This window comes from Saccharopolyspora rosea (assembly GCF_025643595.1).
In the GTDB taxonomy this organism is placed as follows: domain Bacteria; phylum Actinomycetota; class Actinomycetes; order Mycobacteriales; family Pseudonocardiaceae; genus Saccharopolyspora; species Saccharopolyspora rosea.
The window spans coordinates 5,550,188-5,575,016 of the sequence record NZ_CP102826.1; the positions used below are offsets into that span (position 1 = coordinate 5,550,188).

General features: G+C 70.1%; 30 protein-coding genes and 2 tRNA genes. 7 read left to right on the forward strand and 25 right to left on the reverse strand.

What is annotated here, in order from left to right:
* The first annotated feature begins 85 nt into the window (after positions 1 to 85).
* Both NV263_RS25735 and NV263_RS25740 read left to right on the forward strand, forming a co-directional pair.
* Complete coding sequence (locus NV263_RS25735) at positions 86 to 802, forward strand: DUF3105 domain-containing protein (protein ID WP_263249202.1); 717 nt, start codon at positions 86 to 88, stop codon at positions 800 to 802.
* Complete coding sequence (locus NV263_RS25740; protein ID WP_263249203.1) at positions 799 to 1,443, forward strand: DUF305 domain-containing protein; 645 nt, start codon at positions 799 to 801, stop codon at positions 1,441 to 1,443. The genes NV263_RS25735 and NV263_RS25740 overlap by 4 nt, the downstream gene beginning before the upstream one ends.
* Positions 1,444 to 1,608: 165 nt before the next feature.
* Here NV263_RS25740 and NV263_RS25745 read toward each other — a convergent pair whose 3' ends face one another.
* Positions 1,609 to 2,526, reverse strand: a complete 918-nt coding sequence (locus NV263_RS25745) for a cation diffusion facilitator family transporter (RefSeq protein WP_263249204.1) — start codon at positions 2,524 to 2,526, stop codon at positions 1,609 to 1,611.
* A 238-nt stretch (positions 2,527 to 2,764) separates the two neighbouring features.
* On the opposite strand from NV263_RS25745, the gene NV263_RS25750 reads away from it, so the two are divergent.
* Positions 2,765 to 2,837, forward strand: a tRNA-Arg gene (locus NV263_RS25750).
* Positions 2,838 to 2,966: 129 nt separating this feature from the next.
* On the opposite strand, the gene NV263_RS25755 is transcribed toward NV263_RS25750, so the two are convergent.
* From NV263_RS25755 to NV263_RS25855, 21 genes are all read right to left on the reverse strand, one after another.
* A complete protein-coding gene (locus tag NV263_RS25755) occupies positions 2,967 to 4,340 on the reverse strand; it encodes a tyrosine-type recombinase/integrase (protein WP_263249205.1) in 1,374 nt (457 codons plus the stop codon).
* The gene (locus NV263_RS25760; protein WP_263249206.1) at positions 4,341 to 4,529 is read right to left on the reverse strand and encodes a helix-turn-helix transcriptional regulator; all 189 of its coding nucleotides are present in this window, start codon (positions 4,527 to 4,529) and stop codon (positions 4,341 to 4,343) included. It abuts the gene before it with no gap.
* Between the two features lie 216 nt (positions 4,530 to 4,745).
* Entirely contained in the window at positions 4,746 to 6,113 is a 1,368-nt protein-coding gene (locus tag NV263_RS25765) for a DUF3631 domain-containing protein (RefSeq protein ID WP_263249207.1), read from the reverse strand.
* Entirely contained in the window at positions 6,110 to 6,691 is a 582-nt protein-coding gene (locus NV263_RS25770; RefSeq protein ID WP_263249208.1) for a hypothetical protein, read from the reverse strand. Before NV263_RS25770 ends, NV263_RS25765 begins: the two co-directional genes overlap by 4 nt.
* A 36-nt stretch (positions 6,692 to 6,727) precedes the next feature.
* On the reverse strand, positions 6,728 to 7,762 hold the full coding sequence (locus NV263_RS25775; RefSeq protein ID WP_263249209.1) for a DNA cytosine methyltransferase: 1,035 nt from the start codon (positions 7,760 to 7,762) through the stop codon (positions 6,728 to 6,730).
* Positions 7,759 to 8,907, reverse strand: a complete 1,149-nt coding sequence (locus tag NV263_RS25780) for a DNA polymerase III subunit beta (protein WP_263249210.1) — start codon at positions 8,905 to 8,907, stop codon at positions 7,759 to 7,761. Before NV263_RS25780 ends, NV263_RS25775 begins: the two co-directional genes overlap by 4 nt.
* A complete protein-coding gene (locus NV263_RS25785; protein WP_263249211.1) occupies positions 8,907 to 9,158 on the reverse strand; it encodes a hypothetical protein in 252 nt (83 codons plus the stop codon). The genes NV263_RS25780 and NV263_RS25785 overlap by 1 nt, the downstream gene beginning before the upstream one ends.
* A gap of 11 nt (positions 9,159 to 9,169) precedes the next feature.
* On the reverse strand, positions 9,170 to 9,418 hold the full coding sequence (locus tag NV263_RS25790) for a hypothetical protein (RefSeq protein WP_263249212.1): 249 nt from the start codon (positions 9,416 to 9,418) through the stop codon (positions 9,170 to 9,172).
* A gap of 397 nt (positions 9,419 to 9,815) precedes the next feature.
* Positions 9,816 to 12,053 (reverse strand): FtsK/SpoIIIE domain-containing protein, encoded by a 2,238-nt coding sequence (locus NV263_RS25795; protein ID WP_263249213.1) that lies wholly within the window; start codon positions 12,051 to 12,053, stop codon positions 9,816 to 9,818.
* Positions 12,054 to 12,147: 94 nt separating this feature from the next.
* Positions 12,148 to 13,320 carry a hypothetical protein gene (locus NV263_RS25800; protein WP_263249214.1) on the reverse strand — a complete coding sequence of 391 codons (1,173 nt, stop codon included), beginning with the start codon at positions 13,318 to 13,320 and terminating at the stop codon, positions 12,148 to 12,150.
* Positions 13,320 to 13,586, reverse strand: coding sequence for a hypothetical protein (locus NV263_RS25805; RefSeq protein WP_263249215.1), 267 nt, complete (start codon positions 13,584 to 13,586; stop codon positions 13,320 to 13,322). The genes NV263_RS25800 and NV263_RS25805 overlap by 1 nt, the downstream gene beginning before the upstream one ends.
* Positions 13,583 to 13,936: a hypothetical protein gene (locus tag NV263_RS25810; RefSeq protein WP_263249216.1), complete on the reverse strand. Its 354-nt coding sequence runs from the start codon at positions 13,934 to 13,936 to the stop codon at positions 13,583 to 13,585. Before NV263_RS25810 ends, NV263_RS25805 begins: the two co-directional genes overlap by 4 nt.
* 50 nt (positions 13,937 to 13,986) lie before the next feature.
* Complete coding sequence (locus tag NV263_RS25815; protein ID WP_263249217.1) at positions 13,987 to 14,388, reverse strand: hypothetical protein; 402 nt, start codon at positions 14,386 to 14,388, stop codon at positions 13,987 to 13,989.
* 89 nt (positions 14,389 to 14,477) lie between these two features.
* Positions 14,478 to 14,759: a hypothetical protein gene (locus NV263_RS25820; protein WP_263249218.1), complete on the reverse strand. Its 282-nt coding sequence runs from the start codon at positions 14,757 to 14,759 to the stop codon at positions 14,478 to 14,480.
* 30 nt (positions 14,760 to 14,789) lie between these two features.
* Positions 14,790 to 15,260: an NUDIX hydrolase gene (locus NV263_RS25825; protein WP_263249219.1), complete on the reverse strand. Its 471-nt coding sequence runs from the start codon at positions 15,258 to 15,260 to the stop codon at positions 14,790 to 14,792.
* A 50-nt stretch (positions 15,261 to 15,310) separates the two neighbouring features.
* Entirely contained in the window at positions 15,311 to 16,372 is a 1,062-nt protein-coding gene (locus tag NV263_RS25830; protein ID WP_263249220.1) for a hypothetical protein, read from the reverse strand.
* Positions 16,373 to 16,425: 53 nt separating this feature from the next.
* Positions 16,426 to 16,692, reverse strand: coding sequence for a hypothetical protein (locus NV263_RS25835; RefSeq protein WP_263249221.1), 267 nt, complete (start codon positions 16,690 to 16,692; stop codon positions 16,426 to 16,428).
* 33 nt (positions 16,693 to 16,725) lie between these two features.
* Entirely contained in the window at positions 16,726 to 17,748 is a 1,023-nt protein-coding gene (locus NV263_RS25840; protein ID WP_263249222.1) for a hypothetical protein, read from the reverse strand.
* Positions 17,748 to 18,221 (reverse strand): DUF3307 domain-containing protein, encoded by a 474-nt coding sequence (locus tag NV263_RS25845; RefSeq protein ID WP_263249223.1) that lies wholly within the window; start codon positions 18,219 to 18,221, stop codon positions 17,748 to 17,750. Before NV263_RS25845 ends, NV263_RS25840 begins: the two co-directional genes overlap by 1 nt.
* Positions 18,221 to 18,802: a WhiB family transcriptional regulator gene (locus NV263_RS25850; RefSeq protein ID WP_263249224.1), complete on the reverse strand. Its 582-nt coding sequence runs from the start codon at positions 18,800 to 18,802 to the stop codon at positions 18,221 to 18,223. The genes NV263_RS25845 and NV263_RS25850 overlap by 1 nt, the downstream gene beginning before the upstream one ends.
* Positions 18,799 to 19,041 carry a hypothetical protein gene (locus tag NV263_RS25855; RefSeq protein ID WP_263249225.1) on the reverse strand — a complete coding sequence of 81 codons (243 nt, stop codon included), beginning with the start codon at positions 19,039 to 19,041 and terminating at the stop codon, positions 18,799 to 18,801. The genes NV263_RS25850 and NV263_RS25855 overlap by 4 nt, the downstream gene beginning before the upstream one ends.
* A gap of 119 nt (positions 19,042 to 19,160) precedes the next feature.
* Here NV263_RS25855 and NV263_RS25860 point away from each other — a divergent pair, with 119 nt between their 5' ends.
* Positions 19,161 to 19,520: a winged helix-turn-helix domain-containing protein gene (locus NV263_RS25860; protein WP_263249226.1), complete on the forward strand. Its 360-nt coding sequence runs from the start codon at positions 19,161 to 19,163 to the stop codon at positions 19,518 to 19,520.
* Between the two features lie 7 nt (positions 19,521 to 19,527).
* Here the strand turns inward: NV263_RS25860 and NV263_RS25865 are convergent, their stop codons facing one another.
* Positions 19,528 to 19,734: a hypothetical protein gene (locus NV263_RS25865; RefSeq protein WP_263249227.1), complete on the reverse strand. Its 207-nt coding sequence runs from the start codon at positions 19,732 to 19,734 to the stop codon at positions 19,528 to 19,530.
* 198 nt (positions 19,735 to 19,932) lie between these two features.
* On the opposite strand from NV263_RS25865, the gene NV263_RS25870 reads away from it, so the two are divergent.
* Positions 19,933 to 21,048 carry a tetratricopeptide repeat protein gene (locus NV263_RS25870; protein ID WP_263249228.1) on the forward strand — a complete coding sequence of 372 codons (1,116 nt, stop codon included), beginning with the start codon at positions 19,933 to 19,935 and terminating at the stop codon, positions 21,046 to 21,048.
* Here NV263_RS25870 and NV263_RS25875 read toward each other — a convergent pair.
* The gene (locus tag NV263_RS25875; RefSeq protein WP_263249229.1) at positions 21,045 to 21,596 is read right to left on the reverse strand and encodes an NUDIX hydrolase; all 552 of its coding nucleotides are present in this window, start codon (positions 21,594 to 21,596) and stop codon (positions 21,045 to 21,047) included. The two genes, NV263_RS25870 and NV263_RS25875, sit on opposite strands and share 4 nt — an antisense overlap.
* A 309-nt stretch (positions 21,597 to 21,905) precedes the next feature.
* Between NV263_RS25875 and NV263_RS25880 the strand changes: the two genes are divergently transcribed.
* Positions 21,906 to 22,012 (forward strand) — tRNA-Arg (locus NV263_RS25880).
* Positions 22,013 to 22,168: 156 nt separating this feature from the next.
* The gene (locus tag NV263_RS25885; RefSeq protein ID WP_263249230.1) at positions 22,169 to 23,980 is read left to right on the forward strand and encodes an FUSC family protein; all 1,812 of its coding nucleotides are present in this window, start codon (positions 22,169 to 22,171) and stop codon (positions 23,978 to 23,980) included.
* Here the strand turns inward: NV263_RS25885 and NV263_RS25890 are convergent.
* Positions 23,965 to 24,606, reverse strand: coding sequence for a FadR/GntR family transcriptional regulator (locus tag NV263_RS25890; RefSeq protein WP_263249231.1), 642 nt, complete (start codon positions 24,604 to 24,606; stop codon positions 23,965 to 23,967). The genes NV263_RS25885 and NV263_RS25890 overlap by 16 nt on opposite strands.
* Positions 24,607 to 24,829: the final 223 nt, after the last annotated feature.

Below are 24,829 nucleotides of genomic sequence, written 5' to 3' on the forward strand. Positions count from 1 at the left end.
ACCGATCCGGGGATCTTCGTGGACACGTGGCGTGTCCGCCGGTATCCATTCTGTCGCCACCTGTTGATCGAGTGCGAGGTCCGACATGGCGAGCAGTGACGTCCGGAGGAGTTCCCCCGCGTGGGTCGTCGCGGCCACCGTCGCGCTGGTGCTCGCGGCGGTGTTCTTCGGCCACGTACTGGGCCGCAGCACCGGGCAGGCCGCTCCCTCGTTCCGGCCGACCCCGCAGAACCCCGACCCGTCGCGGGCCATCCCCGGCGTGCAGATCGTCCAGTACCGGGACCGGCCGCACGTCGCCCCGGACCAGCGGGTCGCCTACGACCACAGCCCGCCGTTCGGCGGACCGCACGACGGGGTGTGGGCCGACTGCACCGGCGTGGTCTACCCGCGGCCGGTGCGCAGCGAGAACATGGTCCACTCGCTGGAGCACGGGGCCGTGTGGATCGCCTACGCCCCCGGGCGGGTCGACGACGCCGGACTGCGGCGCCTCGCGGCCCGCGTCGACGGCAAGCCGTACACCATGATGTCGCCCTACCCCGGGCTCGACCGGCCGATCTCGTTGCAGTCCTGGGGCCACCAGCTCAAGGTCGACCGCGCCGACGACCCGCGCATCGACCAGTTCATCGCCGCGCTGCGGCTGAACTCCCACGGCGTCTACCCGGAAGTGGGGGCGACTTGCCAGGCGCACCCCGGGACCTTCGACATCTCCGCCCCACCACCGTTCGATCCCACCCCGCCCGGCCCGGACGCGGTGCCCATGAACGGCCGCGGCGCCGCGGGCGGCGGCCCGATGGGGCGGTGACCGTGCGCGTCCTCACCGCCACCGCGGGCACCCTGGCGCTGCTGCTGCTCGGCGCGGCGCTCGGCCTGCTCATCAAGGTCCCGACGCTGTCCGCCGATCCGCGTCCGACCGCCGTCGACACCGGCTTCGCGCAGGACATGACCACCCACCACCAGCAGGCGGTGACCATGGCCACCCTGGCGCGCGAACGCACCTCCGACGCCGCGGTGCGCCAGCTCGCCTTCGACATCGACACCAACCAGCGGGACCAGATCGGCCGCATGCAGGGCTGGCTCGACCTCTGGGGCCAACCCGCGCAACCCACCGGCCCGGCCATGCAGTGGATGACCGCGCAGCACCACCACGCCGCCTCGCTGACCGCCGACGCCCGGACCACCGGCCCCATGCCTGGCATGGCCACCGCGGACGAACTCTCCCGCCTCCGGGCGCTGCGCGGCCCGGAGTTCGACGTCTACTTCCTCCAGCTGATGCTGCGCCACCACGAGGGCGGCGCCCCCATGGCCGACTACGGCGCCCGGCACGCGGCCGTGCCCGCCGTCCGCGAGCTGGCCGCGAACATGCTGGGCGCGCAACGGGCGGAGGCCGAGTTCATGCGTCGGATGCTCGCGGCTCGCCACGCCGGGGTCCTGCCTTCCCGGTGAGGAAGGGAACCTTTCTGTCACGCAGGGCGCGAGGAAGGGAACTCCTCCGCCACGGATGACAGGAAGGTTCCCTTCATCGTCATGGCACCCGACCGTCCTCTCGCTGGTGCGAGGAAGGGAACTTTTCTGCCACATGTGACAGGAAAGTTCCCTTGCTCCCCTTCCTCACCAGGTGAGCGCCTGGCAGCGCCTGGCGCACTCCGCCGGTTCGACCTGGAGCGTGGCGTGGTCGATGCGGTAGCGCTCGGACAGCAGGCGCTGCGCGGCGACCAGGACACCACCGTGGTCGGCGTCCGCGCCGGTGGTCAGGTGGGCCGAGGCGACCTCCATACCGGAAGTGAGGGTCCACACGTGCAGGTCGTGGACCTCGGTGACCGACGGGAGCTTGGCCAGCTCGTCGCGCAGCTCGGTGACGTCGACGCGGTCGGGGGCCTGTTGGACGAGGATCCGCAGCGCCTGGCGGGCGAGCTTGAAGGTGCGCGGCAGGACGAACAGGCCCACCGCGACCGCCACGATCGGGTCGGCCAGGTACCAGCCGAAAGCCCAGGTCAGCAGCCCACCGAACAGGACCCCGACGGATCCGACGGTGTCGGCGAGCACTTCCAGGTAGGCGCCGCGAACGTTCAGGCTCTCGTCCGCGCCACTCCGGAGCAGGCCGAACACGGCGAGGTTCGCCACGAGCCCGGTCGCCGCGGTGAGGATCATCGGCAGCCCGGCGACCTCCGGGGGCTGGCGGAGCCGGTCGACGGCCTCGTAGACGATGTAGCCGGCGACGCCGAACAGCAACATCGCGTTAGCGAGCGCCGCCAGCACTTCCACGCGGTAGAGGCCGAAGGTCCGCTTGCCGCTGGTGGGCCGTTGAGCAGCGGTGATCGCCGCGAGCGCCATCCCCACCCCGAGCACGTCGGTGAGCATGTGCCCGGCATCGGACAGCAGCGCGAGCGACGAGCTGGTGAACCCGACGACCGCCTCCAGCACGAAGAAGGCGAACAGGATCACGAACGCCCCGACCATCCGCCGCCGGTACCTTCCGGACGCGCTCACCGCATCGGCTGCGGTGCCGTGCCCGTGGCCATGCCCCATCGGCACACCTCCTTCCGCCTCCACCAGATATATAGTCAGATGCGCATGGTTGCAAGTACCCGTGGCAGCGGGCCGCTGCGACCTGGAGCAAGGGAACTTTTCTGCCACATGTGGCAGAAAAGTTCCCTTGCTCTCCACTGCCCCGCCGGGATCGGGCCCCGGAGAGACGCGGAAGGCGCCCCCGGTTCGGAGGGCGCCGGGAGGGTGCGCTAAGCTAGTGATCGTCCGCAGGGAACAAGCCCTCGTAGCTCAGCGGATAGAGCACTGCCCTCCGGAGGCAGGTGTCGCAGGTTCGAGTCCTGCCGAGGGCGCACAGCAAGACCAGCCAGAACCGCCCCTGAGCAGGCAGAACGCCGCCAAGGGCGGTTCTGTCGTTCGGTCACCGTCTGCCACTGGCGGGCAGGGTCTGCCGTAGTTCACGTGCAATGCACGTACACGCCTCAGGCGTCGGATCGGTAGCCGAAGAAGTCCTCTACCCGCTGGCGCGAAACCACGTCCTGTCCGTGCAGGCATGCCGCGTAGATCTCCAGCAGCACGGCCACGGAGTGACCCGCCCAGCGGGCCACCGTCGCCGGATCGACCCCGGCTGCGAGCCAGGAGCTGACCGCGGCATGCCGCAGGGAGTACGGGCGCCGGCACAGCCGCGAGGCCACCACCTCCTTGGTGAAAGTCGCCGCGCGTGCGGCTCGCCACACCCGCATGTAGGTCATCTTCGGCACGTCCTCTCCTCGCTCGCCGGTGAAGACCAAGCCCGTGGGCTCGTACTCGGCCAGGTGCCTGTTCAGCAGATCGGTGAGTTCGGGAGAGCACGGGACCGGCCTCCCCTCGTCCGTCCCTCTGTTCTTGAGCCCTCGGACCTCGCGTGCTTTCCCGGTCCCGGTCCAGTGGCGTCCGGCGTGAGGGTGGGCGTCTTCGACGTAGATCTCCCCCCAACCCGCCTTCGGGAGGTTCAGGTTGGAGACGCGGAGCGCGACGGCCTCTTCTGGCCGCAGCCCGGCGAAATACATCACGCCGAAGAACGCCTCCAGGCGCGGGCCGCTCCGCTGGATCTGGCGGACTCCGGCCAACAGCGTGCGGGCCTGCACCGGGTTGGGAACGGTTCGGGGATCGATCGTGCGGGATCCCTTCGGCATCGATGCCCACTTCTCCTCGCGGAGCGGGTTGTCGTCCAGGGCTCCCCGCTTGGCGCCGTAGGACAGGACGCTCGACAAGACGGTGCGGGTCTTGCGCGCCACCGACGGTGCGTACTTCTCTCCGGACAGGCGCGTAGTGACCGCTTTCTCAAGGGCGTCCAGCACTCGCTGTTCCTGAGCCACGCTCACCGGCAGGCTGTGGCGTGAGCACCAGTCGAGAATCTCCTTGACCTCGACGGGAACTTCCTCCGAGCGCTTCTGCGGGTTGAACCCCCATCCACGAAGTGCGGACCGGATGGCGCGGTCATCGGGTCGCCCGCGACCCTGCGGCAGGAACACGGGGGTGACCCGAATCAGGGCCTCGGCCAACGTTTGTCGGGCCGTCGCCGCGGACTCGGGCCACTTCATGTCGACGTACTCGCATGCGAGGTCGAACCAGGGCATGTCGCGACGCCTACGTCCCATCGACGCCGGGAGGCCGGCAACCGTGTCGAAGGGCTCGCCACGGTTCTGGGCGGAGACGAGGTCGGAACGAAAGCCGTCCGCTTGGGCGCGCGACTTGAACGACTCGTAGAACTCGGCGGAGCCGACGCGCCACCGAACGCTGTAGCTGGTCACTCTGCCGTGCTTGTTCTTGCGCGGCTTGATGTTCCACACGCTCACGTCGAAGCTGGTCGGCATTCAGGCGGCCTCCTTGCAGGTGTCGAGCCACATGTCGAGGTCGTCGCGGCAGACGCGGAGTTCTCCGTTCGGCAGCTTTGTGCAACGCGGCGCGATTCCCTTGGCGCGCCACTTGTAGAAGGTGTCTCGGGAGATCCCGATCTCCTCGCAGAGATCGGGGATGGTGAGGTACTCGCGTCGGCGAGCCATGGCGTCCCCTTAGATGGAGTCGTGGCGGTCCGTAGTACAGAGCGGCTCCTGGGCGTAACTTGCGTAACTGGCGTAACTTCACTGGTCAGGCGGTTACGTATGGTTTCGGCGGTTACGCATGGATGCGTAACTGAACAGGCGGGGTTACGGATCTGGACGTAACCCGGGTTCTTTGCCGTAACCGCCTGACCTGGATGGTTACGCTGGTTACGCAAGTTACGCAGGAATACGGGTCTCCGGCGGCAGGTAGCGACGCCATGCGTCGCTGAGGCCGACCTGCTCAACCGGCTTGACGGTGGCGAAGGTGACATAGCCGCGGCGCGACTCGTTGGCTGCGTCCTTGAACACCATCGGTTTGACGCCGTAGCGTCCAAGCTCCTTGGCTAGTCGGCGGTTGTCGAGCGGTTTGCCGTTCAGATCGGCCCACGGTGCCTCGTCCAACTCGTGCAGGGCGGGGAGGATCTCGGAGGTGGGCATGCGGTCGCTTCCTCGCGCTGTGAACAGCTCCCGCAGGTCTGCCAGGAGTCGCACACCGATCGAGCCGTTGGTGTTGGTGGCGGCGACGAAGTGGGTGCAGGCAGCACGGGCGGTGTCGGGCCAGTGGCCCCCAGCGGCGTCGGCGATGGCCAGCAGCGGTTCCCAGATCTCGGCGGGCCGGTCGACGACACCGTCGGGCATCTGCGGACGCGCGGCGGCCAGCTGGTCGGCGACGCTGGTGATCCAGGCGGCCATCTCGTCACGCAACGGGCGAGCCTGGGCTTCGACGTCGCGTTCGCGGAAGGGTTCGACGTACTCGTCCGGTGCGCGCTTGCGCATGTGGATGGTGATCGCGCGAGTAGTGATGGTGGCCGGCATGCCCCCGGCGATCCCGGCCAGCGCGGCCGGGGCGTAGACCGGGAAGCGTTGCACGTCCATTTTCTTCGCGTCACCGACGCAGCGGGCGATGGTGGCTGAGCGCTTGTACCCGGCGTTGAGCATTCCGCGCAGATCCTCGTAGTTCCCGCCGGTTTTCGGGTTGAAGATCGTGTCGACCTCATCGAAGAGGATCGTGATCGGCCCGTCGGCGACCATGCGGAACAGCGCCGCCGTGGTCGCGGAGATGGTCATCTCCGGTGCCTTGACGAGGTACTGGGCCACTTCGAGCACGCGGGTCTTGCCGCTGCCGGGCTCGGCGGAGTCCAGGATCAGCCGCGGGGAGACGTAGAAGTACTCGGCGGCGTGGGTGTGGGCGTACCACAACGCCAGGGTCGGCGCGCAGTGCTCGTCCGGGAAAGCGTTGAACCGCCGGATGAACGCGGTCACGTCGTCGAGCACCTGGTGCCCATCGCGCCCGGTCGGTGCGGGGTGTCCCAGCCAGGTCAACGGTTCCTCTCTCGCGCTGCCGGTCGTGGGCGTCTCGGGGCTGCGCCCGCCGTCGACGGGCACGGAGCTGGCCTGGTCAACCAGCCACGCGCTCTGGCAATCCTCGGTGCAGAAGTCCAGCGAGGGGGAATCCCCGAGCGGCTGTCCACAGCGAGCGCACTCGCCCCGGTCGGACAGAACCTGATCGATCGCCGACACGGCACGGTCGAATTCAGCGCTCATGCAGCCCTCCTGTTGGTCGACGGCTGTTCCGGGGCGGGGCGTACGACCTGCTCGGGGGCGGGCTCGCGGTCCCAGGCGCGGAGTTCGTTCTCGGTGCGGTGCCAGAGGTCGACGAGGTCGTCGTCGAGGTCGACGAGGGTGTGCAGGTCGGTGAGGCTGGCGTGTGCGGCGGCGGTGAGCAGGCGTTGGGCGTGTTCGGCCACTGCCCACCGCAGCGCGGATTCCAGGACGTCGGCCTTCAGCCGCGCTCCGGCCTCGGGGTAGGGCGCGAACTGGTGGGTTTCGAAGATCCAGTGGGCGAACTGCTTGTGTCGGTCCTCGGTGTCGAGCAGGCCGCGGCGGCGGGCCTCGCCGAGCAGCACCCGCGGGTCCGGGTCGATCCCGGCGGCCACGACGGTGAGGATCAGCTCGACCACGACGCCGCGGATGCCGGGTCCGGCGTCGGTGGGCCGCATGCCGGCCAGCAGCTCTCGGGCGCGGTGGGCCGGGCAGGTCATCAGGCAGCCAAGGAATCCGCGTACGGGGTCGAGTTCGCCCTCCCGGGGTGGGAACAGGCTGTCGGGCAGGTGGTCGGGCATGGTGTCCTCCGGCAAAGGCGATTCGGGTGGTGGGGCTCAGGCGGCCTGCTCGTCGTGGCGTGGGGCGAGCGCGGGGCTGGTTCGTGGCAGCAGCGTGGCGAGCGCGGCGGTGGCTTGTTGGGGGACGACGCCGTTGCCGAGCAGTCGGAGTTGGTCGTTGCGGGTCAGGCCGGGCACGGCGGTGACGTGTCCGGCCGGCAGGCCCATCGGCCACTCGACGAAGGCGGGGGCGAGTTGTTCGCCGCCGCGTCGTCCGGGTCGGGTCGGTGCGGGTGCGCGCCGGCCGAGGAGCTGTTCCCAGCGGTGGATGGCGGCCCCGTAGGGGCCCCAATCGCGGTCACCGCCGAGGGCAGCGTCAGATCCCCCGCCGAGCCCCGCTGGTTCGGCCCGCCCTTCGCCCCGTCGGTGGCTCGGGGCGTGGGCAGCAGGGTCACCATGGTGCGCAGGTCCGGCGCCCCGGTGCCGTGGTGACCGGGGCCGTTGGCGTCCGAGGTCGTCGGCGTGGGCAGCAGCCGCCCGTCGGTGGGCGAGGAGGAAGACGCGGAACCTGGCATGGGGGGCGCCGATGTCGGCAGCAGCCAGGCCGCACCACGCCGCGTCATACCCGAGGTCGGCCAGCTCGCCGAGTACGGCTCCGAGTGCCCGCAGAACGCGGGTTGGCCGGTCTCCCACACACCACGGGCAGGGTTCCAGGTCGCCAGCGGCTGCTGGGGCGGACAGGAGTCCGCGGACATTCTCGATCACCACCAGTCCAGGTCGAAGGGCGTCGATGGCGCGGGCCATGTGCTCCCACAGCCCGGAGCGGGCACCGGCCAGGCCGACGCGGCGCCCGGCCAAACTGAGGTCCTGGCAGGGGAATCCGCCGGTGAGCACATCGACCGGCTCGGTGGTGGTCCAGTCGATGGCGGTGACGTCGCCGAGGTTCGGCACGTCGGGCTGGTGATACGCCAGCACCGCGCTCGCGGCGGGGTCGTTGTCGGCGTGCCAGACCACCGCCCCGCCGAGCGCGTCCTCGACGGCGAGGTCGAGGCCGCCGTACCCGGTGAACAGGCTGCCGATGCGCAGGCTCATGCGGCCTCCTGGTCCTGGTCGAAGAGCTGGGCGGGGATGACCATGTGCCGGTAGGTGTCATCCGGGGTGCCGTGGTCGGTGACCGGGCGCAGCAGCCAGGGCCGGTTCGGTTGGGGCGGCACGGTCAGGTGCGCCAGGTCGGTGCCGAGGCTTCCCAGGGCGGTGGCCAGGCGGTGGGTGAACATGCCGACGGTGACCGGCTCGCCCGTGTAGTCCACCGCAAGAATCTCCTCGCTGTGGCCGTGCTGGCCGCACACCGCCAGACGCAGCTCGTTGGCACGGCAGTCGATCCGGGCTTTCGGGGCGTCCTTGTGCAGCGACAGCCGCTTGAGCGCCCCCTCCAGTTCACCGCGGTGCACCACGAACTCCTGCCCGGACGCCGCGGAGAGGACGCCCTCGTAGTCGTGGCCCTTTAGGTCCACCGTGGACAGGGCGATACGGCGCGTGTCGTTCTGCAACGCCAGCACGCGACCCGAGACCCCGATCCCGATCCGGCCGGGCTCGGCGGCCAGGGTGCGCGCGGCGGTGTCGACCGCGACGGCCGACACCAGCACCCGCCCCGACTCCCCCGCCTGATCGCCGACAGGCTCGGCCGCCACACGGGCGGCGGCCAGGTTGGCCCGGTCGGTGGCATACAACCGCAGCGGCCCACCGTCGGCCCCGGGCAGCTCCAGTGCCACGCAGGCCAGAGCCGCCGCCCCGACCTCGCGGGAGGCCGCCACCGCCACCCGACCGACCGCGGCGGCCAGCTCGCCGGCGTCGCACCACCACGCGGGCCGGGGCGCGGTCGGCCGGGGCGGGTAGTCCTCGACCGGCATCAACGGCAGCCGGGCCCGGCTGGCCCCGCAGGCCAGGGTCAGCTCGGTGTCGGTCGTGGCCAGCTCGACCGCGTGGTGCGGCAGCAGCCGGGTGATCTCGGCCAACAGTCGTGCCGACACCACCGCCGTGCCCGACTCCTGCGTTCCGGCGGGCATCCGGAACCAGGTGGCCGTGTTGCTGTCGTAGCCCTCCACCAACAGCACACCCTCGGACGCGGCCAACAGCAGCCCGCCGTAGATCGGCTCGGCGGCGCGGGTGTGCAGGTTGCGCACCGCCCACCCGGCCGCCGCGGCCAACCAACCACGGTCCTCGATCCGCACGCGCATCACGCCACCTCCTTCCCGTCCAGCGAGGTCAGGGCCATTTGGGATCCGACCGGGGTGGCGTGGGTGACGCCGCGGGTGCCCGTGCAGCGGACCAGACCGGTGGTCACGTGCTCCCACACCCGCCGATCACGGCGGTGCGGGCGGACCGGCGAACCGCAACGACGGCACGCCACCGCCTCCGGAACCCGGTCGAAAAGCCGGGCAAGGCGGTCAGAACGGGTCTCGGTGGTGGGTCGGTCCTGAGTGGACATCGGTTCCTCCTTCAGCGGTGGTGGTCGCGACGTCGGGCTTGGTGGGTGCGGCGGTAGCGGTTCCAGGCGCGCCGCCCGGCCCGCAGTCGCAGGCCGCTGCCCTCGCAGGCAGGACAGATCCGCACCGCCCGCAGCAGGCGGACCCGGAACTGCCCGACACCCCGGCAGGTGCGGCAGGTGGTGTACGGCCAGGCCAGGCAGGTGGCCAGGTAGGCACCCGCGGCGAGAGCGGCGAGCAGGACGACATCGAACGTGGTCACGGAGCCCCCAGGGCTGATTCGGTTCGGTTTCGATGCGGGAAGGGGCCCGGCCGGTCGAGACACCGACCGGGCCCGCGGGGCGGTCAGTCGCTGCCGTCGACCGCGCCACAGAACGCGCAGCCATGGGGCGTGCCCTCGTTGGCACACTCCGGACAGATCCAGTCGCCGCGCTCGTCGAACTCGTCCATCAGAACCTCCAATCGATTACTGTGTGTGACTGGTTTGGGTCGGGAACGGTGCGGGAATGGGGCAGGGAATGCGGGCGTGGGGAGGGAAAACTCCCTGCGCGGTTCCCTGTGGCCATTCCCTCGGGTTGAGCTGGGGAAATGCGTCGGGAGGGAGTGAGGGAACGGCGGTGGGCGCCCCTCGATGACCAGCCTGGGGGCCGAGTGTGGGCCTAGGCGGTCTCGTTCCCGCCCTCGCGGGCAGCGAGGGCCTTGCGGACACGCTCCGCATACACCGTCAGCACACCCGCCTTGGTCACCTCTGCGCCCTCGGCGTCCAGCCGCTCCTTGAGCTTTTCGGCGTTGAGCTGCTCGTAGGGCTGGTAGCGCGGGGCGAGCTTGCGCAGCCGGGCCACGACGTCGGTGGCCTTGACCTTGTCCTCGTCGCCGAGGACTTCGGCGACGTCGGCCAGCAGGTCCCGCTGTTCGACCTCCGCGGTGCGGGTGCGGGGCGTGGTGGTGCGGATCTTCTGGGCGCGTTCGGCGATGGCCTCGGCGGTGGCGCCGTCGATGTAGTGGGTGCGGACGGTCTCGATGGTGTTGTCGGCGTCCTTGACCACCAGCACGCCCTTGTCCTTGCCCTGCCGCAGCTCGTGGGGCGCGGCGCCACCGGCGTCCACGGCGGCGTCGCCGAGGCCCATGCGGGACTGGGACTCGGTGGCCACCACCAGGGAGGCGCGGATGTGAGCGCCGTTGCGGGCCCGGATGGGCAGGTTCTCGTTGGTGGGGTCCTGGGTGCCCTGCCAGAACGTCACGTTCACCGCCCGGCCCTGATTCTGGATCTTGCGCACGGCGTTGAAGAATCGGCTGGTCGCCTTGGCACCGCCGTACGGGGCGCCCTGGGCGTCCTTGGCGGGGCACTCGTAGGCCACCTGGGCCTCGTCGACAACTAGGACGATCGGGTGGAACCCGCTGTTCGGGTCGCGGGAGAGCTCGGCGGTGACGCCGTTGGGATACTTGTCGGCGTTGGCCTCCAGCTCCGCGATCCGCTCGTTCATCACCTCCACACCCCACTCGACCATCTCGGTCGCGGCGGCCACGTGCTCGTCCGACGGCCCGGCCACGTAGGTGGTGACCAGGGGTTTGAGCATGTTGTAGTCACCGACGCCCTTGAGATCGGCCAGGTGGATCTCCACCGAGGGGTCCAGCAGCAGCCACAGCAGCAGCGCCCGCAGGGCAGCGGTCTTGCCCTGGTTGGACAACCCGGTGATCAGCAGGTGGCACTGCCAGAGCTTGAGCAGGAAGGCGTCCCCGCGCAGGGTCACACCCCACGGCGCGCGGCCGGAGAAGACGTCGGCGGCATCGAACTCGTCGTTGATCAGCGGCGACGGTCCGATCGGTTCGTCGAGCGCCCCAGGATCGGCAATCCAGAGCCGCACGGTGCGGGCGGCTTCAGCCGAGGTGATGAACACCTCGTGCTCGTGCCGTCCCAACCCTTCGGCGATCGCGCTCCGTTTGGCGCGGACCTGCTCGGTGGTCACCGTGGTGTCGCCGCTGGAGGGCAGGGTGATGTCCACCTCCACGCCGCATCCGGCGAGCTTGACCGGCGAGAGCATCGCGGCACGCTGGTGCTCGTCCATGCGCTCGATCGCCCGCCGCAGCGCCGGAATCCCCGACCGCTGCAACGCCGAGACCACGATGGTCGGGGTGATCTCGACCTCCTGACTACGGGTACCGGGCGCGACCAGGAACCCGGGCACGTCCTGACGGCGCCGCCGGGTGTTGTAGCCCTTGATCACCACCCCGGCCAGCAGCACGATCCCGGACCACGGGGCCCACGACGCCGCCCACAACGCCCACTCGAACCCGGCGGCCACCGCATCGAACAGGCCGGTCCACACCGAGGTGAAGGTCATCCCGCCCGGCTGAATCTGCGCTGCGATCGAGATGACCAGCGTGGTGGCCAACATCAACAACCCCACCCCGGCCAGGAACTTCGGCACCTGCAACAGCAGCTTGCCGAACACCTGGATGCGCTCCAGGAACAACTTGCGGTTCTCGGTGCGCTGCCGCAGCAGGTCGGCGGCCACCCCGTGCTCACCCGCGGCCTTAGCCTGGCGGATCTGCTCGTCGATGTCGCGGCCGGTCCACCGCGCGTAGGCACCGGCGAAGATGTCGAACGCCCCGCCACCCAGGCAGTACAGGTGACGGCCGGCGAACCGTGCCGCCCGAGCCCCGACCGGCAACGCGGCCTTGGCCTTGCCCGTGAGCGCGGGCGGAATCGCCGGGCGACGCTCGCCCCGCTCGACCAGCTCGGTCGACGGTGCAGCCTGGTCGGCGGTCGTCTCGGTGGTGTCGTCGTGGCCGATGCGTTCGGCGACCGCGCGCACGACCGTACCGTCGGTCTGCTCGGTGGCCTCACGGTGAGGGAACCGGATCACCTCACCCATGTGCTCGTCGTGCGGCATCATCAGTGCTCACCTCGGTGCTGGATGGCGGGAAAAGGGATGAGTCGGCCCCGCCCCACCGCCGGGCGTGCGGCGGGGCCGTGGGAATCAGCAGGGGCTAGGCGGCCGACGCGGTGGTCTCGCGCCACTCGGCGAGGAAGTCGCGGGCGTTCTCCCAGCGGGTGCCGATCCGCTTGGCGATCGCGTTGACCTTCTCGGTGGCGGGGTCGAGTTCTCCGGCCTCCACCAGTCGCCAGAACTCGTCGCGGGCGCGTTCCTTGGAGCCGTAGCGGGCGGGGGTGCGCGCCGGGCTCTCCGGCCGGTTCTCGGCCTCCCCGGAGAACCCAGCGCGCGGGTTCTCCCGATGCAGGTCAGAGACGGTGGAGAGCCCCCCGTTCTCGCTCGGGTTCTCCGCGGTGTCCGACGCCTCGGTCGACCACTCCCGCAGGGCCTGGCGGATGTCGGTGACCAGGCGGGGAACCAGGTAGGCCGAGAACGCCAGCCCGGACGGGACCACCAGCCACACCAGGTCGCCGGACCAATGGCCGGCCGGCAACCAGTGCGGCACCACGTTGAGCACGACCGCGACGAGGGTGAGGCCGACCTCCATGCCCAGATAGCGGTTCGTGCGGAACGCCGCCTTGGGGCCGCGGGAGAAGTCGGGCTTGGGCAGCGCACCGAGCATCTGCGCCAGCAGGATCACCACCAGGGGGAACGTGTACAGCGGTTCGACCGCCCAGTTGATCGCCGCGGTACCAGGGTTGATCCGAGTCAACTGGTCGAACACGTTGAGCGCTCCCGCGACCAGGGCGAACACGGCAGGCACGAGCCCCAGTCCGGGCAGGTGCTTCTCCGCCCAGGACAGGCGGACCAGCGTGGTCGTCGGATCGGTCGCCCGGTCCCTGCGCCGCTGGGCGGCGCGCACGTGGTTGTCATGCTCGCGCTGATCGTCGGCGACCTGGGCGTCGTGGCCGATCTGCTTGCGCTGCTGATCGAGGCCGTGCTGGTGCCGCAGGTCCTCCAGGTCGCGCAACTCGGCGCGGTGCCGCGCCCCCTGAGCGATCACCTCGGCGATCTCGTCATGACTGGGAGCCTCGGCCAGCTCGCCGATGTCGTAGCGGCGCATCTCCCGCGCCCGCCGTACCGCGGTCTGCACCGCCGCCGGGTCCGGTCGGTACGAACGCACCGCGTTGCCCTTGCGGTCACGCACCGTCGGCCACAGCGCGGCGTCGTCGACCTCGATGGTGAGGTAGGAGTCGACCACGTCGCCGCCGGGCTGTCGAGCACTCATCACGCACTCACCTCCACCAGGCGAGGCAGGTGCGGCGTGGGCACCGCGCGACCCGCGGCGTCGGCCAGGCGCACCGCCACGTAGGCCACGGCCACCAGCGGGAACACCACCAGCAGCACGGCCGTGCGCACCAGGCCGGACACCAGGGCCGCCACCAGCAGGCCCACTGCGGGCAGCCCCGCGGTGACCAGGCCGGTCACCGCGTACCGGGCGCCGAGGATCAGCAGGCCCACCGTGATCAGCAGGGCTTCGGCCAGGCGGGTCATCGCTGACCACCCCCGTCGCGGTGGGTCGTCATCGCGGTGTCGCAGCGTCGGCAGACCCGGACCAGCTCGGAGCAGCCGCTCGGCTGGTCAGCCGCCGCGCACTGGCACGGGTAGACGTGCCAGTCGTGGCCGGAATCCCCGCAGAGGCTGCGGGCGTAGCAGGCGTGGCACACCAGACCGCCCCCCGGCAACAACGACCATGCGCCATAGCCATCCGGCCCGTACTCGCTGGTGACCACCCAAAACGCGTCGGCCTCGTCGGCAAAGGCCAGGACCGTCGCGTCCTCGTCGCTGGCCGTAGTCCCGCAGTCATCGCAGATGGCGACGACGCGAGAGACGGTGCGGAGCATCGGAAACCTCCAGAACGCCGTGGGAATGCGGACACACGCGGCGGCGGGCGTCACCAGCCCTCACCCGCCTCACGCGGGCCCTTGTCGTCGTGGGTGGTGTCGCGGTCGCAGCAGCGTCGGCAGTAACGGGTCCGCTCCCGGCACGGGGCAGGCCGCTCCTCGTCGCGGTGAGCGCCGGTGATGTGGCACAGGCACCGGCTCCACTCGCCCCAGACATGCCCCTGCTCGGAGCAGCGGGCACGGGCCCGGCATTGATCGCACCGCACGTGCCCGTCGGACCAGAGATCCCACACCAGGCCGATCTCACCGGCGAGCGTGTCGCGGACGTCGGCGTCGAACTTGCGACGCACCTCGTCCACGCTGGCGAAGTGCCAGACCACGCCCTCGGTCGACTCGTACCGGTCACCACACACGTCGCAGGCGACCACCAGGCAGTGGTGTTCGACTAGCATCAGACTCCTCCTGATCACTTCGGTGATGAGTGGGAGACCCGGCCCGGCAGACCGGTTCTTAGCGGAAGGGCTGCCGGGCCGGGGCGCCGCTACTGGATCGCCGCGCCCACGCGGCCGTCGCGGGCGAGGTAGGCGGTGATGACCTGACCGGCCAGTCCGCGCATGCGGTTGGCCACAGCGCGGTCGGCGAAGTGCTCACCCAGCCCGGAGGCGAGTTCGCGGGCGGCGGCGTCCAGTCGAGCCGGGTCCAACGGGCTGGAACCGGTCTCGGCCCACTCCGCGACGCGCAGCGCCTCGTCGGTGGACAACTCCGGCAGCAGCTCCAACACACGGGTCAGGGTCGCGATCCGGTCGGTGTTCACGGCACTCATATGCACTCCTCGGTTCTCGTTGGTGGCAGGTCAGGCGATTTCGAGCGCGCCGAGGCGCCGCATAAGGTCGTAGGCGTCGGTGAGGATTTGGGCGTGGTCGAACGCCAGGTGGGGGCTGACCTGGTAGAGGGGCACCCACTGGGCAACGGCAGCGTCAGATCCGGCGGTGGGGATGGGCATACGCGGGAGCACCGCGGTGAACGCCTCGCTGACCATCGGGCCGCGGGGGTCGCGTCCGGGCGTGTCGTAGCGGCCGACGCGCCTCAGCGTGACCGCGCTCGCGCTCAGGCCGGTTTCCTCGGCCAGTTCGCGGATGGCGGCTTGCAGGGCGGTTTCGCCGGGGTCGACGAATCCGCCGGGCAGTGCCCAGAAGCCGGGAAACGCGTCCGAGTCGTCGGAGCGGCGGACCAGCAGCACGTGGACGATGCCTTCGGATACGGCGAACAGGATGATGTCGGCGGTGTCCGGTGTGCTGTCGGTGTCGCGGATGTCGTGGTTCATCGCGTGGGTCCTTCCAGGACGGTGGGTCGGGTCGTGGTGGTGCGAGCGGTTCACAGACGGGCGCCGTAGGACTCGATGGCCTGCTGGGCAATGCCGATGAGCCCGGTGGCCTCGGCGAGCTGGTCCAGCAGGCGTCCGACCGCGTTGAGGGCCTCGCTGGCCTCGGTGGCGTCCGCGCCGGAGAACACCCCGGCCAGCTGGCCGCGCACCGCGTCGCTGCGCTGCTCGACCTCGGCGGTCATGCCACGGAGCTCGTTCATCTCGCTGGACGCGGCGGCCAGGGTGTTCTTGATCTCCTCGATCCCCATAGATGTGCTCCTTCCCGAAACGGTGGTGGTGAGGGGTTCTGGGGCCGCGAGCAGGTCGCTGCCGGCCCGCGGGGAGGTGGTGCCGCCGATGCTTGGCGGCGCGAGGGCGGCGCGGCGACGGCGGCGACCGTCACGGATCGCGCACTTCACGGCGTCGCGGTCCAGCCGGCCTCGGCGTCGGAGTTCTTCTGAGACGTCCTCGATCTCGTGCCACTGATCGGCGATCAGGTTCGCGGCATCGGCGCGGCCCTGCGCGAACGTGTCATCGGTGACCGCGTCGGCGCAGTTGGCGATCATTTCCATGTCATAGGTCGACCCGAACGCGACGTCGAGCAGGTTTTCCGGTGTGTTCCAGCCGCGTTCCCGTAGCCATCTGGCCTCGACGACGGCGCCCGCGGTGCACACGGCCGCGTAATCGGCCACGCTCACCGAGGGGTCGTCGGTGAGGTCCCAGACGACCCGTCCGCCCAGCTCGGTCTCACTGCCCGCCACGGCCGCGGCGCTTTTGCCCACCACAGCCTGATCGACCCGCAAACCAACATGCTCACCGAGCACGGCGTGTGCCGCCTCATGCCAGGACGCCAACTCCTGCTTCGATGCCTGGTCCAGCCAGGTGTACGGGCTGACGACGAGTCCGTCGTGGTGCTGGTTGAGCAAGCGCTTGATCACCTCGCGGCACCCGCCGCACCGAACCTCGGCCAGATCGTTCTTGAGCAGGCCGAAGAACCGCGGTCTCCACCCGCCGCTGACGATCTGGTGCGCGCACGACTCGCACAACACATCCGACCAGCGCACGCGCCCCATCACGCACCTCCCATCACGACGGCGGCTTGTCGACGGCAGCGACTCATCTGCCCTCACTCCTGGCTGTTGGCCTGGTTGAGCAGGGCGAGTCGCTGTTCGGCGGTTTTGCCGCGGCCGATCCAGCGGCGCAGGCGTCGGGTGTGGCGGGGGTGTTCGGCCAGGGCGGGCACGGGCTTGCGGGTGGTGTGGCCGCAGACGACGCAGGTGGCGCGGCCGTCGGGGTGGATGTTCCAGGCCCAGGTGGCCGGGCGGCGTCCGGCGGCGTGGCACGGCGGGCAGGGCACTCGGGTTCCGCGCAGGTCACTGTGGACGGTGTCCATCGTCTTTCCTCCAGGCGATTTCGAGGGGACGGTTTAGAGGCGTCCGGCGTAGCCGGTCAGGCCGGTGCTGATCTGGGTGAGCTGTCCGGCCAGCTGGTCGAGCTGGTCGCTGATCTGGTGCTGCTGGCCGATCGCGGTGTGCACGTCGCTGTCGCTGCTCTGCCCGAGGTAGTGCTGGAGGAGCCCGGCCGCCTGCTCGATCTCGGTCTTGGCCTGGACGAGCTGGCTGGCCACCGTGTTGTTGCGCTGCTCGACCTCGGCGATCAAGCCTCGGATCTCTTCGATGCCCATGGATGCGGTTCCTTTCGTGGTGTTGGTGGGTGCGGGGGCGGGTTGGGGTGTGGGGTGCCGGGCTGGCCGCGCCGGCGCCGGGGCCGGGGCCGGGGTCGCGCGAGGTCGGTCGAGGGCTCGCAGGGCGCGGTGCACGTGGTCGGCGTCCATGTGGCCCGTGCGGGCCAGTTCGCCGCCGAGGTGCTGGATGCGCTGCCAGTGGGTCGAGATCAGATCGGTGGCCTTGTCCAGGGCTCCGGTGGGCAAGCCACCGAGCTGGTTGACCAGACCGACGATGTCTTCACTGGCGCCTTTGGACAGATCCACCAGGTCGGCGACGTCGAGTTGGTAGCCCTGGGCTTCCAACCAGCGGCGTTGCGCCAGGGCCCCGGCGTAGGTCATGGCGCCGTACTCGTCGTTGCTGACGACGTGCCGGTTGAAGTCCCACCACACCTCGCCATCGGCGTTGGGGTTTGAGGAAGAGCCCACTGCGGCATGGCTGAGGGGGTAGCCGAACTCCAGGCCGAGGACGGCGTGTCCGGCCTCGTGCGCGGCGACCATCTCCCGGCGCACCGACGGCGGCAGGTACGCGAAGGTGGACGCCACCTGGAGCTGACCGCCGTGACGATCTATCGCCTCGTCGAGCAACTGCTTGCACGCGAAGCAGTCCCAGTTGTCCTGCTGAGTCAGGTGCTTCCAGCGCAGCCCCCAGGAGAACGGCTCGGCCAACACCTGGTCGGTGCAGTCAGGGCACAGCAGATCGGCCCACCGAACATCCCCAGCCATCACACACCCCCGACCACAGCCGTGACCAGCGCGGCGACGAACAGCCAGGCCCAGTGCCAGGACTGGTCCAGCACATAGGCCCCGGTACCCAAGTGCGGGTTGTCGTCCTTCCCGGTCCGCGGCGCGCCGAGCCGGTAGAACCCGCCCAGGCCAAGTCGTTCAACCAAGCGCTTGAGCATGAATCGGCGGTCAGCCCAGTAGTGCGTCACCGCCGAAACCAGCTGGCCCGCAACGAACCCGACCAGCGTGATCGACAGCCCCAGCACCGCCCACACCAGACCGACCACACCGGCGGTGACCGCGGTGTAGGTGGCGACATGCTTGGCGCAGTTCCACCGGCCCGTCCAGGACCGCAGGTGCTTGTGGCCCGACTGGTGCGAGGTCTGCACCCAGTGATCCGCCACGTTGTGCGCCACCAACAACGACGGCAACACCACCCCGAACGTCACCGCCGAATCCAACTGCCCGACCATCACGCCGCCACCCCCTCGGCGGCCTCGTCGCCGCCCAGGCGACGCAGCTCCGGACGCAACACCGCGAGCACCGCCGCAGAGGTCTGCTCGACACCGTCACCACGCCGCCGGCAGTCCGACAGCCGAGTGGCGACCCGGTGCCGCACCAGCGGCAGCTCGTGCCCGGCGATGCGCTCCAACGCGTCCACCGCCCGGTGCGCCCCCGCGGTCACCGCCCCGATCGAGCCGGACACCACGTCCAACGCCTCGACCGCGGCCGCACGGGACACCCGCGGCCCCTGCCCGGCCGCCCGGCGCTCACGCAGGATCTCCTCGCGCTCCCACTCGGTCAGCCCACCCCACACGCCGTGCGGCTCGGCGGTCCGCAGCGCCCGCTCCCGGCACACCGCCCGGAGCCCGCAGCCGGCGCACACGGCCTTGGCCGCCTCGATCCGCTCGGCATCCTGCGGCGAGACCGGGAAGAACACCTCCGGGTCCGCCACGTCGGCACAAGCCGGGGACTCGGCGAGCTGGTCGCCCGGCACGTGCGTCATCAGCTGGTACAAGCTGTCAGCACGCGCGATGCGCTCCTGGCTGGTCATGCGATCTCCCCCTCCTCTTCAGCAACCACGCGGGTCTTCAGCAGCCGGGCCGCGTCCGCACGCCGAGCGCGCCGCGCCGCCCGCCGCAGCTCCAACTCATCCAGGCCCGGACCGCCCAGCACGCCCGCCGCGTAGGCATCCATCGCCTCTTGCAGCGCATTGGCCAGCAGCTCCCGGTCCGACAACTCCGACTCCGGCATGACCTCCGAAGGGAGCGGCTTCACGGTCTGGTCGTTCATCAGCTTCCTTTCTGACTTAAGTCACCGTTCTGACTTGAGACAGTAGGGTCCCCGGCTCCCGTGTGTCAACACGTGGCTTAAGCCAGCGGTAGACTCAGGGAGCGAGCGAAAGGGGTTACATGGGTCTCGATCGCACCGAAATCGCAGATCAGCTGCGCAAGGAAATCAGGTCGGGCACGCGCCCGGCTGGGAGCGAACTTCCCCCATATCGAGTACTCGCCAAGCAACTCGGAGCGGCCCCCAACACCGTCGGAGAAGCCATCCGGCTCCTCGCGACCGAGGGGCTGGTAACCATCAGGACGAAGAGGCCTGCCAAGGTCCGCGAGGTCGACGACGACACCGGACCGTCGCAGGAAGAACGCACCTCGGCCTTCCGGAACGAACTGAACGAGGCGCAAGCCGAACTCCGCGACATCCGGGCCCGGATCAACGCTCTGGACCGGAGGCTCAGCGGCCTGCTCACCGAACTCAACACCTGACCGCACCTCAGTCGAGGACGCCGCGGAGGAACGTCGTCAGACCGTCCACCGCCCCAGCGAGAGCAGTGGAGGCGTTCCGGGCGAACTCCGCGGCGTCCGTCGGGTGCTTCACCACCAGCGCAAGGACGGCCAGCAACACGAGGCCACCAAGAACCTTCGAGAGAAGACCGCTGCCGGCCTTCGGCATCGGGAACGGGAACTGGGACTTGCCCATGTTGACTACCCCTTTCGAGAGTCAGGACGGCTCCGACGACCTGCCGCATTGCGGGGATCGGAACCGTTTTCGCTGTCATGACTCAAGAATCGGGGCGATCTGCAAGGATGAATAGATGAGTCGGAGGTGAGTCGGGGGTGAGCGAGCCGACTCACCAGGCGGTGACCAGCCGAAACGTTGAGAGGGGGCGGTGATCCGGTGGATGAGTCGGAGGCGACGACGCTGAAGCGGGCGCGGCTGGCCGCAGGAATGAGCCAGAGCGAGGTACGCGCCAAGCTCCGCGAAGCCCGGAAGCGACACGGGAAGATGCCTCCGAAGGACGGCAGCCTCAAGCGGATGTACACCGAGTGGGAACAGGGGCGGGTTTCCCCTGTGGACTGGAAGGACGAGCTGTGCGAGGTCTTCCAGCTGCCGCCGGCGGCGCTCGGTTTCGTAGAGGTTGCCGCGCCACCATCGATCGAGTTGCCGTCGACGCTGGACGTCGTGCGCATCGATGCCGAGCTGGTGGAGATGCTGGACGGCCAGACGAACCACTATCGACTGATGGACCGCCGCGTCGGGTCGGCGATCATCCCTCAGACCGTCGCCCACGTCGAACACATGCAGGGCATCCTGCGGGCCGCCCTGCCCGGCAAGCACTTCGGTGAGGCTGCCGTGGCGCTCGCCGAAGCGGCTGCGCTAGCGGGTTGGCAGTCACTCGACGCCGGTGACGTCAAGCAGGCTTGGAACCTGCACGACGTCGCTCGGACCGCCGCGCGCCAAGGCGACGATCCAGCTGCGTTGGCACACGTCACGGCGCAGCAGGCGTACGCGCTGTTGGACGCGGGGAGGGCTTCCGAGGCGGTCGAGCTGGTGCAGTACGCGCACAATCCGGAGGCGGCGAAGAGGGTGCCGCCTCGGCTCCGAGCATGGCTCGCCGCGGCCGAAGCAGAGTTCCTCGCCGCTGCCGGGCAGGGAGACCGGGCACGTCACCTGCTCGACATGGCGGCCGACGTCCTCCCCGAAGGGGATGTCGATCCCGAACTGCCGTACCTGATGCTCAACCAGACGCACCTCGCACGTTGGCGCGGGCACTGTCTCGCCCGACTCGGCGCGGACGAAGCGGTCGACGACCTGACGGCCGCGCTCGACGGCGACCAGGCGTTGTCCTCGAAGCGCGCGGAATCGAGCCTGCGCGTGGACCTGGCGCTGGCGCTCCGGAAGCGTGGCGACGTCGCGGGATCGAAGGAACATGCACACCGGGCGCTGGAGCTGGCGGGCCGTACAGGGTCGGCCCGCCAGCGTGCGCGCATGACTCGACTCCTTGCCGACTAGGCATCGTCGCGGGGGAACGCCAGGTAGTGGAGCAGCCCGACGAGCGTGCCGGAGTTCTTGATCTGTCCCCCCTGGATGAGTTCGGGAACCTTAGCGAGGGGTACCCACTCGAACTTCCCCTCGTTGACCTCCGTCGCGTCTCCCACGCGCTCGGCTCCCCGACCGAGGAAGAGGTGGTTAGGGTTGCGAAGCATCCCGACAGCGGGCTCAAAGACGAGGATCGGCTCCAGTGACCGCGGGCGGTAGCCGGTCTCCTCGATGAGTTCCCGCAGCGCCGTCTCCCGTGGTTCCTCCCCAGCGTCGATGATCCCGCCGGGGAGTTCCCAGTTCCAGATGTCGGGCGCGAACCGGTGTCGCCACGCCATAAGCACGTTCTGACCGCTGTCGTCGATCAGAACGGTCATCGCCGGGGCGGGGAACCAGACCGTGTGGTGTTCGAACCGCTGGCCGGACGGCTGCGAGATGTCGGCAAGGCCGACGCGTACCCAGTCGCTCTCGTAGACGGTGCGCTCACCGTGAACGATCCACTTGGACGCCTCATCGGTCACGAGTAGTTGACCTTTCTGCTCGACTTCGCTGGCGACGCGGTCACGGCGTGCCCTCTGGCCCCAGTCTCCCACCCTCAAGAGCGCCACAGAGCCCCGACGAGTACGAGTCGGCCGATCGGCCGAGATCGCAGTACGGGTGGCTCGACGGCGTACACAGGACGCATAACGGGGCAAATTTCGCGCCCTGAGATCCTCTGAGACGCGAGAAGGAGCGCTAGTGCAGGTCTTCCCCGCCGCTTCTTGTAGAAGCGGAATGAGAGCGTGGTCATCCTCTGCTGTTCCTCTCCCTGCGTGCAATCCACGTGCGATGCGCCCGTGGAAAGACCTCGTATGTGCCTCTGATCTGCATAAACGCCGGGTTCCAGCACTGCCCTCCGGAGGCAGGTGTCGCAGGTTCGAGTCCTGCCGAGGGCGCTTCCGGTGAAGCCGCGTCTGACCAGTCAGGCGCGGCTTCTTCGCGTGATGGTGCGAGCCGCGCCGGGGGCTAGGTGCCGCTGCGGGTTCCGCTCGTCGAATACAGTTCCCGGCATGTCGATCCATGCGGGGACATGACGGGCGGACGACCGGCCTCGATGCTGTTGGTGGTCCTGGTGGTGGTCGGCGGGATCGGGGGCCTGGGAGCCGCGGTGGGGCTCGGGGCCGCGTCGGTGTTGGCGGCTCTCACCGGGTTGTTCTGCTTCATGGCCGCGGCCGGTGGTGCGTTGCGGCCCGATCTCCGGGTGCTCGCCGGGGTGGCGCCGGCGATGGTGGTCGGTGTCGCCGTGCCGCGCCTGGTCGCCGAAGCGTCCGAATGGGCGGGGATCGCGCTGGTCGCGCTGATCGTGTTCGTCGCAGCGCTGCTGCCCGCGCTGGGCAGGCGGTACGTCCAGGTGGGCCTCGGGTTGGGCATGGCGTCGCTGTTCGGCTACGGCTACCAGCTGACCGGGGTGGCGTCACCGGTGCAGATCGTCGGTGCACCCGTGCTGGCCGTGGTCGTGGTGGTGGCGTTGCGCGCGCTGATCGGCGCGCGTGACCCGAGCGGGCCGACGCGGGCGGTGCTGGCCGAGGCGTTGAGCGCGGAACCGCCGCCCGACCCGGCCGAATCGCTGCGCGCCTGGCACGGCGACCGGCCGGTGCGCTGGACCGCGCAGGTGCTCGCCGGTGCCATCGAGTTCCGCGCCGTTCTCGGCGTGCTGGCGGACCGCTGCCGGATGCTCCCGGCCGACCGGGCACAGGCCCTTGAGTCCACACTGGACTCCGCTCGGGAGGAGGCCGCGCGGCTCGCCGGAACGGTGCGCTCCCGGGTGCCGGACGATCCCGCCGAAGTGGCCCGGGAGGCCCTCTCCCCCGGGTTTCCCGGTGCGACGGCGGACTTGGTCGACCGGATGTGGAGCGCTCTGGATTCGGTCCGGTCGGCAGCGTTCAGGCGAGACACCACGCGAGTGCGGGTCTCCGCCGAGCCGTGGCGGGAAGTCCTGCGCGTGACGTCCGGGGGCACGCTGTCGTGGCGTTCCACGCAATTGCGGCACGCCGTGCGCTGTGCGGTCGGGGTGCTCGTCGCGCTCGTCGTGGCGTCGCTGCGCCCCGGAGATCCGCTCACGGTGCCGTTCCTGATGACCACGTTCGCGATCATGCAGCCGGAATGGCGCGACACGCTGGCCAAGGCCGTCCAGCGGGTGGTCGGTGTCCTCGCCGGAGCCGTGGTGCTGGCAGCGGTGATCCGGTTCCTGCCGACGTCCGCACTGGTGCCGGTCGCCGTGCTGGCGTTGCTGGTCGGATTCTGGTTCATGCGCTCGCGACCAGTCGTCTTCAACGGCTGCATCGTGCTGATGAGCGTCGGTCTCAACGCGACCACGCGGCAGCTGGATCCGGCGGACGTGCTCGTCGAATACCTGGTGTTGATCGGCCTCGCCGTGGTCATCGGGCTGCTGTTCGGCTTCGCCGCCGTGCCCGGTGTGCGCCGGCCCGGCTCGCGGGAACTCGTCGACCGCGCGTGCTCGTCGGTCCGCGCTCTGCTGCTGCACGTCGCCGACGTCATGCGCGGTCGGGAACGCGATCATCGGGAGATGGCGCGGCTCTTCCGGACGGCCGTGCGGGACCAGCAGGCGCTCGTCGCCGCCAAGCCCCGGAACGACGCGGCAGCCGAAGCGCTCGACACCGCGGCGGAAAGCCTGACCGGGCTCATGCGTCAGTCGGTCGCCCTGCTGCTCGCGCCCCGGAACGCCGGAACCGCCGCGGCCGTCGAGCGGACCGCGGAACTGCTGGTCACCCCGGAGGAGGGCGAACCCGCCGCGCTACCGGACGCGGACGACGAAACCCGGCTGGTGGTCGCCGCGGCCACGTCGGACGTCCTGCGGCTCAGACAGGTCGCCGACGTCGTGCGCGATGGTCAGCCGGTCCCGTAGAAGTCGTTGATGTGGTTGCGCACCAGGGCCGCGGCCCGCTCCGGATCGTGCCGTTCGACGGCCTCCAGGATCGCGCGGTGCTCGGCCCGCACCGGTCCGGAGGTCCGCTGCCAGTCGTCGACGCGTTCGCTGGCGTCGACCATCCGACGGTGGATCGCCGCGCGCAGCGAACTCATCAGGTAGCAGGCCAGGGCGTTCCCGGTGGACTCCGCGATGCGCACGTGGAACTCGGTGTCCAGCCGGTTGAAGTCGCGGGCGGACAGCTCCGGAGCGTCCATCCGGTCCAGGATCCGCCGCAGTTCGGCGTGGTCGGCTTCGGTCGCGTGCCTGGCCGCCTCGGCGACCGACCACTCCTCCAGCATCAGCCGGGTGCGGATCACGTCGCCGTCGCTGAAGTGGCCGAGCGCGAGCTGCATCTTCAGCAGAATCGCGAAACCGCCCTCGCCGGGTCTGCCGACGAACACCGTGCCGCCCTCCGGGCCGCGTCCCGGACGGACGTCGACGATGCCCATCGCTTCCAGCACGCGCAACGCCTCCCGCAGCGACGGGCGGCTGACCCCGAGCAGCTGCGCCAGCTCGCGCTCGCTGGGCAGCCGATCGCCCGGCGCCAGCAGACCGTCGAGCATGCGCTACTCGATCTGCGCCATGACCTGCTCGTAGGTGCGCACCCTGCGCACCGGCTCCCACGCGCTCGCGGAACTCACGCTTCTCCTCAAGTGGGCCTGTGTTCGTTCCACCCTACGGCCGCGCCGCGGTTTCCAGCTCCCCGCGCAACCGCACCGCGAGCACGGAGTCGTCGACCTCGACGTCCGCCCAGCCGACGACACCACCCCGCCGGACATCCGCCCG

Coding starts and splice junctions, on each gene's coding strand:
- NV263_RS25735 (WP_263249202.1), top strand. CDS start 86: ATGGCGAGCAGTGACGTCCGGAGGAGTTCCCCCGCGTGGGTCGTCGCG.
- NV263_RS25745 (WP_263249204.1), bottom strand. CDS start 2,526: ATGGGGCATGGCCACGGGCACGGCACCGCAGCCGATGCGGTGAGCGCG.
- NV263_RS25755 (WP_263249205.1), bottom strand. CDS start 4,340: ATGCCGACCAGCTTCGACGTGAGCGTGTGGAACATCAAGCCGCGCAAG.
- NV263_RS25760 (WP_263249206.1), bottom strand. CDS start 4,529: ATGGCTCGCCGACGCGAGTACCTCACCATCCCCGATCTCTGCGAGGAG.
- NV263_RS25765 (WP_263249207.1), bottom strand. CDS start 6,113: ATGAGCGCTGAATTCGACCGTGCCGTGTCGGCGATCGATCAGGTTCTG.
- NV263_RS25770 (WP_263249208.1), bottom strand. CDS start 6,691: ATGCCCGACCACCTGCCCGACAGCCTGTTCCCACCCCGGGAGGGCGAA.
- NV263_RS25775 (WP_263249209.1), bottom strand. CDS start 7,762: ATGAGCCTGCGCATCGGCAGCCTGTTCACCGGGTACGGCGGCCTCGAC.
- NV263_RS25780 (WP_263249210.1), bottom strand. CDS start 8,907: ATGCGCGTGCGGATCGAGGACCGTGGTTGGTTGGCCGCGGCGGCCGGG.
- NV263_RS25785 (WP_263249211.1), bottom strand. CDS start 9,158: ATGTCCACTCAGGACCGACCCACCACCGAGACCCGTTCTGACCGCCTT.
- NV263_RS25795 (WP_263249213.1), bottom strand. CDS start 12,053: ATGATGCCGCACGACGAGCACATGGGTGAGGTGATCCGGTTCCCTCAC.
- NV263_RS25800 (WP_263249214.1), bottom strand. CDS start 13,320: ATGAGTGCTCGACAGCCCGGCGGCGACGTGGTCGACTCCTACCTCACC.
- NV263_RS25805 (WP_263249215.1), bottom strand. CDS start 13,586: ATGACCCGCCTGGCCGAAGCCCTGCTGATCACGGTGGGCCTGCTGATC.
- NV263_RS25810 (WP_263249216.1), bottom strand. CDS start 13,936: ATGCTCCGCACCGTCTCTCGCGTCGTCGCCATCTGCGATGACTGCGGG.
- NV263_RS25815 (WP_263249217.1), bottom strand. CDS start 14,388: ATGCTAGTCGAACACCACTGCCTGGTGGTCGCCTGCGACGTGTGTGGT.
- NV263_RS25820 (WP_263249218.1), bottom strand. CDS start 14,759: ATGAGTGCCGTGAACACCGACCGGATCGCGACCCTGACCCGTGTGTTG.
- NV263_RS25825 (WP_263249219.1), bottom strand. CDS start 15,260: ATGAACCACGACATCCGCGACACCGACAGCACACCGGACACCGCCGAC.
- NV263_RS25830 (WP_263249220.1), bottom strand. CDS start 16,372: ATGGGGCGCGTGCGCTGGTCGGATGTGTTGTGCGAGTCGTGCGCGCAC.
- NV263_RS25835 (WP_263249221.1), bottom strand. CDS start 16,692: ATGGACACCGTCCACAGTGACCTGCGCGGAACCCGAGTGCCCTGCCCG.
- NV263_RS25840 (WP_263249222.1), bottom strand. CDS start 17,748: ATGGCTGGGGATGTTCGGTGGGCCGATCTGCTGTGCCCTGACTGCACC.
- NV263_RS25845 (WP_263249223.1), bottom strand. CDS start 18,221: ATGGTCGGGCAGTTGGATTCGGCGGTGACGTTCGGGGTGGTGTTGCCG.
- NV263_RS25850 (WP_263249224.1), bottom strand. CDS start 18,802: ATGACCAGCCAGGAGCGCATCGCGCGTGCTGACAGCTTGTACCAGCTG.
- NV263_RS25855 (WP_263249225.1), bottom strand. CDS start 19,041: ATGAACGACCAGACCGTGAAGCCGCTCCCTTCGGAGGTCATGCCGGAG.
- NV263_RS25860 (WP_263249226.1), top strand. CDS start 19,161: ATGGGTCTCGATCGCACCGAAATCGCAGATCAGCTGCGCAAGGAAATC.
- NV263_RS25865 (WP_263249227.1), bottom strand. CDS start 19,734: ATGGGCAAGTCCCAGTTCCCGTTCCCGATGCCGAAGGCCGGCAGCGGT.
- NV263_RS25885 (WP_263249230.1), top strand. CDS start 22,169: ATGCTGTTGGTGGTCCTGGTGGTGGTCGGCGGGATCGGGGGCCTGGGA.
- NV263_RS25890 (WP_263249231.1), bottom strand. CDS start 24,606: ATGCTCGACGGTCTGCTGGCGCCGGGCGATCGGCTGCCCAGCGAGCGC.